This window comes from Mucilaginibacter sp. P4_D1, assembly GCF_056401935.1.
Window position 1 is genome coordinate 1 of record NZ_JBFUIJ010000083.1, and the last position, 14,190, is coordinate 14,190.

7 protein-coding genes are annotated in these 14,190 nt (G+C 41.3%); all 7 read left to right on the plus strand.

Annotated elements, in window-relative coordinates:
- The first annotated feature begins 760 nt into the window (after nt 1–760).
- The 7 genes from AC1DV1_RS30515 to AC1DV1_RS30545 all read left to right on the plus strand — a co-directional run bounded on the left by AC1DV1_RS30515 (nt 761) and on the right by AC1DV1_RS30545 (nt 12,966).
- Nucleotides 761–1,237: a hypothetical protein gene (locus tag AC1DV1_RS30515; RefSeq protein WP_477368359.1), complete on the plus strand. Its 477-nt coding sequence runs from the start codon at nt 761–763 to the stop codon at nt 1,235–1,237.
- Between the two features lie 624 nt (nt 1,238–1,861).
- On the plus strand, nt 1,862–2,638 hold the full coding sequence (locus AC1DV1_RS30520) for a hypothetical protein (protein WP_477368362.1): 777 nt from the start codon (nt 1,862–1,864) through the stop codon (nt 2,636–2,638).
- Nucleotides 2,639–2,642: 4 nt separating this feature from the next.
- Nucleotides 2,643–3,674: a hypothetical protein gene (locus AC1DV1_RS30525; RefSeq protein ID WP_477368366.1), complete on the plus strand. Its 1,032-nt coding sequence runs from the start codon at nt 2,643–2,645 to the stop codon at nt 3,672–3,674.
- On the plus strand, nt 3,671–4,567 hold the full coding sequence (locus tag AC1DV1_RS30530; RefSeq protein WP_477368369.1) for a hypothetical protein: 897 nt from the start codon (nt 3,671–3,673) through the stop codon (nt 4,565–4,567). The genes AC1DV1_RS30525 and AC1DV1_RS30530 overlap by 4 nt, the downstream gene beginning before the upstream one ends.
- Before the next feature lie 283 nt (nt 4,568–4,850).
- Complete coding sequence (locus tag AC1DV1_RS30535; RefSeq protein WP_477368372.1) at nt 4,851–8,636, plus strand: DUF5977 domain-containing protein; 3,786 nt, start codon at nt 4,851–4,853, stop codon at nt 8,634–8,636.
- 61 nt (nt 8,637–8,697) lie between these two features.
- Nucleotides 8,698–12,297, plus strand: a complete 3,600-nt coding sequence (locus AC1DV1_RS30540) for a DUF6443 domain-containing protein (RefSeq protein WP_477368376.1) — start codon at nt 8,698–8,700, stop codon at nt 12,295–12,297.
- A gap of 69 nt (nt 12,298–12,366) precedes the next feature.
- Nucleotides 12,367–12,966 (plus strand): hypothetical protein, encoded by a 600-nt coding sequence (locus AC1DV1_RS30545; protein ID WP_477368379.1) that lies wholly within the window; start codon nt 12,367–12,369, stop codon nt 12,964–12,966.
- Nucleotides 12,967–14,190 lie beyond the last annotated feature (1,224 nt).

A 14,190-nucleotide genomic window follows, 5' to 3' on the forward strand; every position in this document is an offset into this window, starting at 1 on the left:
ATTCACAACAACCCGGTAGCGGCCGGCTTTGTTGACGAACCATGGTACTGGAAATATTCAAGCGCTATTGATTATGCCGATGGTAAAGGACTCGTTGATATTGAATTTTTGTAAATGACAAGATTTGTGCTAAACAACTTGGCACACGCGACACGCGTGCGCCAGCCTGGGGGGGTAGACAAAAGAAAAACGAAAAGTCTTAATATCAGAAGCACACTATTGTCATTAGTAATGCCACAGCCTTCCCTGTTGTCCGTAGTCTACCGCTGTTCGAATGTCTCTTCGAACGGCTATGCTTTTAGTTTGCAACTACCGTATTTCCGCTAAATATAGAACACCCGGATCCTTAATTTCATCCAGGTGTTTTTATCTACCGGCGGTTCGCAATAGGGATAGCAGCGATAGCAGCGAATACCGGCCTCGCGCTTAATGCCTGAGGCCGTATAAGCGAATAGCACGGGCCGCAGGCATTGCCATGATTTTTAAGTCAAAAAACAATGTTCGGGAAGAAAGTACCGGGCAAGGATATTAACCGCGATACCTACGCTATTGTAACCCAATAATTAAACAGCAATTATCGCACGATAGATTACCGTTTTAACATCCGGGAGCAGCTTACCAGTATCAATAATAGTGTAACGATGACACCCTGAACGACGATAATACTGATTTGTTTGGGATGCAAATGTATTATGAAACCAATGATGCAAACCTTAACAACTGAGCTTATTATAACGGGTGCCCCAATTCGGTTAAATGGATGTATAAGGATGCCGCGGGCAATAAAAGTTACGAGGGGGCATTTACGTATACTTATGATGCTGTGGGCAGGTATACGGCATCGGGCTATGAAGAGCGAACGAGTGCCGCTACTACCTCTTTTGCAGCAGGGCACGGCTGGGACGAGGCCATAACCGGTTATGATGCCAACGGCAATATCACAGGCCTTATGCGTAATACAAGTACGCAGGGATCGGGTACGCCGGTACCGATAGATAACCTTACTTACACTTACGATCCTAATATTGCCGATAAGCTCAATAACATACCCGATGGCACCGACTCGGGTTATACGGGCGCAGGCTTCATGAACCTCGCGGCTTCAACGGTGTCATATACATATGATGCCAATGGCAACCTGCCAAGCTATCCCCGGAAATTGCATATAATGTGCTTAACCGTACAGGTAAAATATCTTTTACATCCCTGGACAGCATTATCGCCCGGGTTAAAATAGACACTGCCACTATGAGGACCAATATGATCATCGCGATTGCCCTTCGGGCCGAAAAACTAGACGTAAGGCTGTCGAGAGTGCCGGTGCAACCCAGCTCGGCCCCGGACAATAAATACATTATTCAACGGCCGGATTTTGAAGGCGATTTTTTTCGCTTTGCAAATTATTGCGGCAACTGCAAACCACACACAGGTTTGATACGAGCGGTGGATTTTGTATCGGGTAAGTGTTTGTTGCGGTTATTAGGTGATGGGTTGTTGATAGACGAGCGATTTATGCACGAAGTGATGTATAGCAGGAAACAATTTGCTAAATCGTTTAAAACGCGACGGAACGAATATATTACAATACCCACAAATTTATTATCTCAAATCTTTGGATTTATGGTTTTCAAATAATATTTTCGTAAAACTTAAACCAATCACAAATTTATGAAAAATACTCCCTATAAGCTAGGTCTATCAAGCAAACAAGCATTAAATATCAGTTAAGGTTATAGTATTACTTGTGGCTAATAAAGGTTATCCGCCTTTATTTATTCGCACGGTTATAACCGCTGAATGGCATGTTTGATCAGCCCTGCTCAAAGCAGCAACCTTTAATTACAAATTCAATTTTAAATAAATGAAATCATTTTTTCTTTTGGTATTGGCTGTACTATTTTCAGCTTTATCTTCTTACGCGCAAAATACATTTCCGGCTACTGGTAATGTTGGCATCGGAACAACATCCCCGGCAACTAACCTTCACATTGTCGGCACCGGTACAAATACCGACGGTGATAATGCGCACCCTTTGAATGGAGGCGGTTTAGTTGTCCAGGGAAATACTGGAGCAAGATCGGCTGTCGCAGGTGCGCAGTTAGAATTCGCAATTCCTGCAAATACCGACGGCACCAATATATGGGGACAAGGACGAATTATAACTGTAGCGGGCACAGCTACTGGTTCTAACGCTACCGGAAAAATGATTATCGGTACCAGGAGGTCGTTCAATAAATTAGGAACAGGAAATCAATGGTATTATGGCGATGACCTGGTTATTGACGGAGCCGGAAATATTGGGATAGGGACATTAACACCGCGTGAGGCCTTGTCGGTAAATGGTAATATTCGTTCAAAGCAGATTAAAGTAGAAATAACCAACTGGCCCGATTACGTTTTCAAACAAGATTACCAGCTCCCATCCCTCGCAGATGTAAAAAGCTACATCAATCAAAACCAGCATTTACCGGATATGCCATCCCAAGAGCAGGTTGCTAAAGATGGCCTTAACCTGGGCGAGATGAACAAGCTGCTGGTTAAAAAGATGGAAGAAATGACGCTTTATATGATAGAAGCCAGGGAAGAGATTAATGAATTAAAAAAACAAGTACAGGATTTAAAGAATCCCAATAAATAGGTAAATGAAAAAAGTATTACTACTAATACTGGCTGGTTTAGCCAATACGCATTTTTCCAACGCGCAAACCAAAACTGTTACGGTTGATGCTAACGATATATTAAATAATAACACCAAAATAGTAGCCCAAACCTCGGCCGGGCAAATATTTTTTACTGGTCATCAGCTAGGAGCTGGCTATTATTATCCGGCTGGAATTTTCCGGGCGATAACAGACAATAATAATAATGCTGCAAACTATTACTATGATGGTATAACAAATGGCAATACAAATTTCAGTGTAAGGGCTGACGGACAGGGATATTTTGCAGGGAATGTTGGTATTGGAACAAATAGCCCATACGCCAAGTTTACTGTTTATAATAGTGTTCCCCTGGGCTCGGTAGCAAAAAATAACGTATTGCTAAGTTCGGTAAGCAGCACTGCAGGTACGGCAAATAACTTCAAAAACAATCTTTGGATTGTACGTAACGCTGCCGGCAGCGACTGGACGACGGCAAGATTGCACGACGGAATTTCTGTTGACGTATCATTTGGCAACCCCCAAACGGATACCAGGACCTGGTGGGAAAGGGATCCGAACCAGGATATACAATCCTGGGGGACGTCTGGTAGTACCTATTTATCCATTAATGCTGGGAATGTGGGTGTAGGAACAATAGATACCAAGGGCTATAAATTCGCCGTGAACGGCAATGTCATCGCAACATCTATGACTGTTAAATTATATGCTAACTGGCCCGATTACGTTTTCAAAAAAGACTATACGCTGCCCGCTTTAACCGATGTGAAAACCTACATCTATGAAAATCATCACTTGCCCGAAATTCCATCTGAACAGGAGGTTGCCAAGAACGGCATCAACCTGGGCGAAATGAACAAACTATTGCTTAAAAAGGTGGAAGAGTTGACACTGTATTTGATTGAGAAGGACAAAAATGAAAAAGAAAATACTGCTCAGCTTAAGTTCATGGCGCAAGAACTTGCTAATCTGAAAAAACAAGTTACCCACCTCAATAAAAAACAACCGAAATGAAAAAGTTAATATTCTTATTTGTCTTCCTGATACCAGTATTGGCAAAGGCGCAGTATAGCAATAATATAGTGGGCGATAATGCCACTATATATGTATATGTAGGTACAATTAATGTTTCTCCATCAGATTTGGGCAATTTTAATAAATTAAAGGTAGACATATTTGGTGGCGCCTGGGAATCTGATACCAACGGCGAAACCACTTACTATATAGCAAACCGCAATGGCTTAAGTGTAAACCAGGTTACCTTGGGTAGTTCAAGCGGTAACAGTTTTACCTTAAAAGCGTACCAAAGCGGAACGTCTACTAATTTTTATGTCGTTACCACGGGTGCCAGGTATAAAGCCTTTTCTATCAAATCATTCCTGCTTTCAGGCGGAACTACAGCCAATCAACTGGTTACCTTATCTACTACAACCACGGCACCTGCCAATGAAATTGCGTTAAATGTTGTCCCGGTTATGTATACAGATCTTAACGGTAACCTGGGCTTAAACACCTTAACTCCCGATCCGGCGTACCGTTTATCAGTTAACGGAAAAATAAGGGCTAAGGAAATTAGAGTAGAAACAGGTTGGGCTGATTATGTTTTTGATAAAAGCTATGAATTGGCATCTCTTACCAACATAAAAGCTTTCATCGACCAAAACCACCACCTCCCCGAAATTCCATCTGAGCAGGAGGTTGCCAAAAACGGTATCAACCTGGGCGAGATGAATAAACTATTGCTTAAAAAGGTAGAGGAATTGACTTTGTATTTGATTGAGAAGGATAAAGAGGTGAAAGCGCAATCGCAAAATAATTATACTCTTGAAACAAAACTAAAAATACAGCAGGAACAAATTGATAGATTAAACAAGAAAATGGAGTTGCTTGCCGACAAAATCAAATAAAGCCATGTAGCTATCATAAAATTAAACCAATTAACCGCTATCAATAATTCTTCACAACATGTTGAATTAATAAATACAACGATTGTAATCAGCAACATGATTTTTTACAAAAAAAGGCCCTTTCACTCACTTTAATCTAATAACTATGTTTTACCGTTTATTGCTGGTATTATTTTTTACCTCATTTATAGAGGGGGCCCTCCAGGCTCAATCTGATTATACGCATAACTTTAGCATGCATTCCCCGAATGCGTATGCATTCAGCAAGATTGACAATATACCGATGAATAACTTCACCGGGATGGCGAATATAGATTTGCCGCTATATGAAAAGAAAATGTCCGTTTTGAATTTCAGCATGCGCCTGGTTTATACCGGTGCCGGCGGTATTAAAGCGAATGAGCCTACTAATATAACAGGAAGAGGCTGGCTGCTTCGTGCTGGCGGTACCATTGTAAGGCACACAAGAGGTATTCCCGATGATTATCAAACCAATGAAACTTCATCAGATGGAACCCCGATTACCAAGTGGAATGGTGTTTTATACAACAATGGTATAACATACAAGCCAGATGGCGACGGCAGAATAAACAATGTTGATCCAACCTTTAATTATGCCGACGGAACCGCAGATTCACAGCATGATATTTTTGAATTTAGTATTCCGGGGAAATCTGGCAAGTTTTATATTGGTAAAGACAAGCAGGTGATAATAGTGACTGATAGTAAAGTGAAAATAATCCCCAATTTTACCAGCAGCACGCAATTTAAATTAGCCTCGTTCCTGATAATTGATGAAGCTGGAATAAAATATTACTTTAATCAGACTGAGGTAACTAAAGAATATGATCCTAACCCAGGTCTGACTCCTACGGCTGTCTATTATATGAAGGAGTACCCATCATCCTGGTTATTAACTAAAATAGAAGCACCGTTTAGCGAAGAATCTATAACCTATCAATACATAGTTAGGCAAACATGGACAGGTGGTGCAGCATCAATGGGCGTGTATAGTAAACGATCAGACATGCCATTCGGGAACACATCAACTTCTGTGGGAATTGGGGCAAAAGGAGCGGACCTACAGAGTATTACTTTTTCAGATCAAACTAAAATTAATTTAAATTACTTTTTGGATGGAACTGATCCAATTACATCTCCTTTGTTAAAATCGATAGATATTCTTAACACCCAGCAAGAAGTTGTAAAAAGTTATTATTTGAAATATCTATACTGGGGCCCTGGCGCCAAGGCTACTTATACCAATACACAACCCACGACAAATACATATTTTGCTACAAAAGGGAATGATTATTTAAATGCCATTGACCTGGTTGGCAGCAATAATAATCATCAGACAATGTATGCGTTCGATTACTTTTTAGATCAAAACTTAAATGAAATTAATGTGCCACACAGCTATTCGGTGAATAGTTCGTCCATAGTAGAAGCTGGTTTGGATTTTTGGGGTTATTACAATGGAAAAACAAATGCTACTGCTTCAACAAATGCTACCGCTTTTGTGATACCCACTGAACAGGGACCGGCTGCAGATAGAACGCCTGATTTGAATTATGCGAAATTAGGTATTATAAAGAGAATCATCTATCCAACCGGAGGTTCAGAAGAGTTTGAATACGAACTTAACGATAAACGTGGAACAAGCGGCAATGTTACCGTTGCCGGATTACGTATAAAGAAACGGACGCTGCATGACGGCATAACTCCGCAGAATGATATCGTCAAACAATATAATTATGTGGAGATTGACGGCTTGTCTTCCGGCTTTATAGGCGAACAGCCGGAATTTACATTTGTTAAGAATAGTTATTATGATGACGGAGGATGGCCATCTAACCCCCATATAAAATATACGACGACAACTTCTTATACAACCCCTGTAAATCCAATATCTAATATCGACGGCAGCTTTGCCGGTTACAGGCGGGTAGAAGAAGTGCTGCAAAATGGCAGCAACAACAACGGGAAGATAGTATACGAGTATTCTGACCTAAGCTATACTACTTTTTGGAATCCGAAGGACTATTATCCTTACCGCCCGGTGGACCAACCTTATTGGGCTGTGGGCCTGCCGCTTACTACTACTTATTTTTCCTCAACCGGCGCCATGACTAAGCGAACCGTAAATGAGTATAACATATTTCAGCAACAAAAGATTGATGATAACTATAGATCATTATATATGTCAAAAGATGGGGAAGTTGATGTTTTTGGAACTAATGGAAGTTCTGATCCGTACGCCATCAGATTTATATATAAATTCAATAACTACTATCCTGTAATAGGGAGAGCAGAATTAAAAGCTACACATGAATATAACTACCCATCAACTGGCTTAGTTACGCCGAAAGAAGTACTTACACAAAATACTTATGATGCCAATTATTACATGCTCCGTACATCTTCGCAACTTAACTCCGATGGTAACACTTTAAAAAAGTATTTTTATTATCCTTTTGATTATAATTTGAGTGGTTCGTTATCTACACTTGTTACCAATAATATAATTAATCAACCTGTATTAACAGAATCGTGGCTAACCAAGTCTTCTGGTAGTTTTTTGGTACAATCAAGCGTAACAGAATACCAAACGCTAAACAGTGGTATTATCAGACCGCTTAAAGTTTACACGGCGCGGCTAACACAACCTTTGTCAGGAACACCGGGTTCATTCTCAGGTACCATTTTATTACCGGCAGATCATAACTTTAAACCTGTTTTAGTATGTAATACTTATGACGACAAGAGCCGCCTTGTTGAATTTGAAAACCAGGGAGGAATTAAAACTGCTATTATTTTAGATAAATCAGGAAATACTCTGGCTAAAGCCGATAATGCATCGTTTGGTACAATTGCATACTCCGGATTTGAAACGGACGATTTAGGTAACTGGACATATGCATTAGGCGGCATTTCATCATCGTCAAGCAAATCAGGCTCAAAAAGCTATAATGGGGTTATCACCAAAAGTGGTTTATTATCCGGTAACTACAATGTAAGCTTATGGGCAAAAGGAAGCGGATCGGTAACGGTAAATGGCGTAAGTACTGCTATCAATAGTAATTGGAGCCTATATAAATGGGCGCTAACCGGCATTACTGCTGTAAGCATTAATACCAATGGTAATTTAGTTGACCAGGTAGCGTTAAGCCCGCAGACCGCACAAATGGCAACCGCCAATTATTACAAAGGAGTTGAAGTTGAAAGCACAACCGATGCCAATTACAAAAACAGCTATTTTGAATACGATGAGTTTATACGACTTATAAACGTTAAAGATCAAAATGGTAGTATTGTAAAAAACTACGCATATAATTATGCTACACCGTTTTTAAATACTACACAGTCTGCCAGCTTTTTGAAGAATGATTGCCCAACGGGAAATTACATACCTGGCCCTCCGGTAACCTATACAGTTGCTGCCGGTAAGTATACATCTTTAATATCCCAGGCAGATGCCAATGCGCAGGCTGTAAGTGAGATGTATGATGGGCAGTCGGCATCTTCATATGGTCAGGCATATGCTAATGCGAACGGCACCTGTATCCTGAAATATTATAATTCGGCTTTATCTACACTTTTTACAAAAAATACCTGCACCGCCGGTACCACGCCGGGGCAGGTATATTATGTTGTAGCTGCCCAAACCTATAGTTCGGTTATTTCGCAGGCCGATGCCGATAACCAGGCTCAAAATGAAGTTAACGCCAACGGTCAAAATTATGCCAATGCCAATTGTGTATGTGCCAACCCGATAACAGTTACATTTAGTAATTCCACGTCGGATTCCATTGGGATGAATTTTACAACGGGATTAAATTTTTCTGCAGGTACCGGGAATGCCAGAAGTTATGTATGCCCTCCGGGTTCGTCTACACTTGTATTACCTGCCGGAATCTATAGTGTATCTTTTTCCACCATTGGTTCAAGTAACAGCCATAACTGTTATGTGGGCGCAAGGACAGCGGTTGCAGGGAACCATGTTACATTTACTAATGTAAATATCAATAGCGGTACCGGAGGAGAAAGAAATGTTGGAATTTATTAAAATAACAGGCTTCCATTACCAGGGATACTAAATTAAAGCGTTAACCTTAAACCACTATCATATGGCCATTTTCCATATCACCATAAAATCAAAACTAAAGCCATTACTTTTAGCTTTCAGCATTTTGCTGTCGGCTATATATTCAAAGGCGCAAACATATGTAAATGCCGCCATGACGGGCACACCTGTAGCGGGCTCCTATTACAGCAATACCAGTATAGTGCTTAATCCCACCTTTAGCTTTGCGGCAGCAAGCAGCAGCAGCCTGAGCTTGTATATTGTTGGCCCAGATTGCGTACCGCAAACCACGGCTTTAAGTGCCAATAAAAATTATATATTAACATCGACACCTCGCGTTGGCGGCATCAATACAGCTGCGGGTTTAGCCAACCGCAGCACCTGCGAACTGATGCAAACAGTACAATACTTTGACGGATTGGGCAGACAGCTGCAAAGCATCCAGATAAAAGGCTCGCCACTGGATAAAGATTTGGTGCAGCTTTTTGTATATGATGTTTTTGGCAGGGAAGCACAAAAATATCTGCCCTATGCAGCAACTACAGCTGATGGCGGCTACAAAACAGATGCCCTAACAGCAGGCGCCGGTGTGCTGAATTTTTATTACCCCGCCGGTAGTACAGCAACTTCCGGTGCCCAGCAGAGCAACGGCATAGTTTATAACCCCAAGCCCTTTGCGGTAACCAACTTTGAGTCATCACCATTGAACCGGGCAACAGAACAGGGTGCGCCGGGTACCGACTGGCAACCTGTAGCCGGTAATGCTACCGGGCACACCAAAAAAATGGTTTACACCATCAATAATGCAACAGCGATAACGGATACGGCTAACACAATGGTTGCTGCGCTTTATGGGGTAATAATAAATACAGACGGGAGCCGCACACTTACCAGGGCAGCAGGGATCAATGCCAATTACCTGGCCGCGCAACTTGATGTTGGCATTGCCAAAGATGAAAACTGGAAAAGCGGCCGGGGGGGCACAACAGAAACATATAAAGATAATGAAGGGCACGTGGTACTGAAACGCACATTTAATTACAGCGGTACAACCCTGCAGATCCTATCTACCTATTATGTATATGACGACCTGGGCAACCTGGCTTTTGTGCTGCCACCAATGAGTAATGCTGATAATGTGCTGCCTGCACAAACTGTTCTTGATAACCTGTGCTACCAATACAGTTACGATGAGCAGAACCGGTTAATTCGGAAAAAATTACCTGGCAAGGGCTGGGAATACGTGGTATACAATAAGCTGGACCAACCGGTACTTACCCAGGATGCTATCCAACGGTTAACCAACCAATGGACCGTGACCAAATATGATGCTTTAGGCAAGGTAGTGATGACTGGATTGTGGAATGCAGGCGCTGTTATAGCACAATCTACTTTACAGGCCAATATTTATGCAGCTGCCCAATGGGATACCCGCGATAAAAGTGACGTAAATATAGGATATTTCGTCGGCAATAATCCTGCTGTCAACAGCTATCCAGCCATGAGCAGTTACCTGAGTATAAACTATTACGATGACTACAGTTTCAGCAATATTACCGGGCTGCCTTCGGTGTTTAATACCATGCCATCGGGGGCAAGCAGCCAGACCACAGGCCTGCTTACCGGCAGTAAAATAAACATACTGGGCACAGCCAACATGCTTTGGACTGTAAGCTATTATGATGACCTCGGCCGCGATATCCAAACCTACAAACAGCACTACCTTGGTGGCGGCACACCAAATGTAAATAACTATGACGTATTAACCAACAGTTATGATTTTACCAATACGGTAACTGCTACTACCCGTAAACATTATAACACCACCAGTACAACGGCCCCGGTGTTAACCGCAGCCAACACTTACGTTTACGACCACATGGCCCGCAAAACGCAGACCTTTGAACAAATTAACGGCGGGGTTAATGTATTACTAAGCCAGGTGGATTATAATGAGGTTGGCCAGCTAAAGGTAAAGCACCTGCACAGCACCAACACTGGTGCATCGTTTTTACAAAACACAAGCTATGCTTATAATGAACGCGGCTGGCTTTCTAAGATCAATGATCCTAATGTGGTGCCCACCGCCGATAAGCTGTTTAGCATGGCGCTTAATTACAATACACCGGTGCCGGCAAATAACGGAAGCCCGCAGTATAATGGCAACATTGCCGAACAATTATATAACAAGGGCACTGTAGGACAAAAGTTTGTCACCTATAATTACGATCAACTCAACCGTTTAACGGCGGGTAATTCGGCAGAGGCATTCAGTGAAAACAGTATTACGTACGATACGAACGGCAATATACAAGGCATGACCCGTTTTGGGCCAAACACCGGCATACTCAGTTATGTTTATAGCGGCAACCAGTTGCAAACGGTTACCAGTAATAACAACAGCGTAACCCGGAGCTATGGCTATGACGTTAACGGCAATGCCACTAGTGATGGCCAGGGGAATACGATTAACTACAACCTGCTGAATTTGCCAGCCGTTATACCCGGCAAAAGCTTAACCTACACCTATGATGCTGCCGGTAATAAACTCAGAAAAATAAGCAGCGGGGCATCAACCGATTACATAAGCGGGATCCAATACAAGGTGGATGGCACGATAGACTTTATTCAAACCGATGAAGGTCGGGCGATCAAGACCGGCGCCAACTATATTTATGAGTACGCACTGAGCGATCACCTGGGTAACAACCGGGTAACATTTGACCAAACAAACGGTAAAGTTGGCGAGGATGATTATTACCCCTTTGGCCTAAATGTACACCGCCAGCAAAATGCTGGAAATAAGTATCTTTACAACGGCAAAGAGATGCAGGATGAGTTGAACGAATACGATTACGGTGCTCGGTTCTATGACCCGGTGATTGCAAGATGGAATTCGATTGATCCGCTGGCTGAGAAAAGCAGGAGATGGTCGCCATATAATTACGTGGAGAATAACCCGATCAGAAATATTGACATTGACGGAATGCTTACCTATGATTATAATACTGGGAGTTATAGAGACGCTAATGGACAAGAGGTACCCACTTATGAGGCAATGGAACAGATAGAGGGAATGGCCTCAGCTACTTTTGTGACACCTACAAACGCTTACCAACAAACTCAAACTACACTTGGCCAGGTCATAGCTAATGACGCAGAAAATGCATTGAAAAATAATCCTCACGATTGGGATTTTGATAGACAGAAAGATAACTATGACCCAGGAACCGATAAATGTAACAAATTTGTTTATGATATGCTTAAGAAGGCTGGCATTGATCTCGGTACGCCTAATGGAAATTTTTTAAAACGAATGTTCGGATACGGATCGCCGCCAACAGCTCAACAATGGGCAGACCCTAATGTAAGTATACCTGGTTGGAGAGTATTAGGTCCAAATGAAACCCCTCAGGCGGGGGACGTAGTGGCGGAGCATATAAATTATGGCTCGCACCCGGCAACAGGTCATGTTGGTATCGTGAGTGGTACCAATAAGACGATAAGTGTGGCCGAAGTAGGAAATGGACATCCAGGAGAGATATTAAAAGAAAATGATTTTGGTTTTCGTGCGACTACAAATAGTCCGCGACATATAGGAGAACGGGCCTCCTGTGTATTTAGAAGGTATGTGGGTAAGTGATACTATGTTTTCTCCGTATAGCCCAGTATCACCTTCATACTTGTTTTTGAAGATATTTTAACATTTTATATGGTCGAAGAATTGATAAATATGAAAAATCAAGCTAATATAAAACAGATTCTATACCGTTTTTTTCTATTTGCAACCGCGTGTATGATTTTATTTGCCTGTACCAACAATAAACAGAACTTAAATAATGAGAATTTCTCATCACCGAGGCAAAAACAAACTTTATATAAAAAGAAAAATTTTGACACCCTAATTCAGACTATTATAAAGCAAACGCCCAGGCAAATGGATGTGTTAGAACAATACTTGGATAATAAAGCATTTGTGGAGGTTTTTGATCATAGTTTAAGTTATTTTCCCGATGTAAAAAAACTTTTGGCGACTAGGCATTTTAGTGCTGAACAAGCTTTCGTTTGCATTCTTGCTATGCAAAACTTACGCATCCATGACTATTTGGAATTATGTAATATTTATTTAGCACTATATGATGATCATATGGTTTCTGAACAAATGTTAGAAGCGGTTATCGCTCCCAATTTTTTGAACAAAATCATACTCAAGGAAAATAATGACAATCCAGATGTACTAAATTTTTTGAATTCGGTGCTTCATAGAAACATTTCTATTAAATTTAGAAAATTGATTGAAGAATTAAAATAGTATTTGCAGATACCCGCCTCAACTACCGCAAGTTGCGCCGTGAATTGCAAACGTTGAAAAAGGTATTCCCTCGCTGTCACAAGCGTCGCTGCCCCAGCTACCGCAAGTGTCGCTCCAGCTACCGCAAGCGTTTTTCGCTGCCGCAAGCTTCCAAGCTTGTGGCCCGCTGATAGGTAAACGCCATGCTAAGTAATAAATATGCAACACCCGGATGTTTAATTTCATCCGGGTGTTTTTGCATACCGGCAACCTCGCGTTAAGGATCGCAGTGGAAGCCCACATCGCGGGCAAGCCGGGGCGGCAAAAGCAAAGCGAGGCCTTGTGATGGAAAGCCTGACCGCCGCTTTTACCAACTGGGTACACGCTGTTAATTAAAAAGGAAAAATTCAAAAAGTTGGAAGTATCGTCGATAGAGTTTTCGCAGCGCCCCTAAATAATAAGATCCGGAGGGCCGATTTTAAATTGATAACGGGAATCCAGCTTTCCAGCTGGAACTTTTCCCATTGAGGGATAAGCAAATTTTATGAATATTATACAGGTAATTAATGTGCCAATGCCCCATCTCAAAGGGGGTGAGTATACAAAATTAGGCTAAAGTGTTTTGTTGTTGTGAACAGCATGTTAGTTGGTTTTATAGCCTTAGCGAACGATGCATAGGCAACACAAAGTAATAAAGCTTTACTAACGCAGTGACATTCGCATCGTGAGCGAGCTGCTCAGCTGAGTTCTTTACCTAAACTGAGTTTTAAGAGTTAGCAAAAGTTGTATAGAAACCGGGCTGCCTTGGTTTGCTGTTTTGATTGCATATTAATTAATATAAATATAATACTGGGTTTAAATGAAAAGCTTGCCAATAAATTATTGTTTAATATTTTTATAAAAAAAATCTCAATAAAATACTAAAAATAAAAAACTGGTAAGTAATACAATATCAACCTATTAAACCTAATCACAATAACATGAATTATTTTTTCATAGTGCCGTATATGTAATTTGATACCATTTGTTTCGCCCCAATAATCTGGACGGCATACATTCATTATGATGTTAACTATTAATTTAACATCGGACTAATGACCATCAAAAAACAATATAAATAATCAATTTCAATTAATACCAACGCCTTAAACACATTCAACCTCAAATCTTAAAACAAATGAAATCATTTTCTCTGCTGGTATTGGCTTTGCTATTTTCAGCTTTTTCTTCTTATGGGCAAAATAC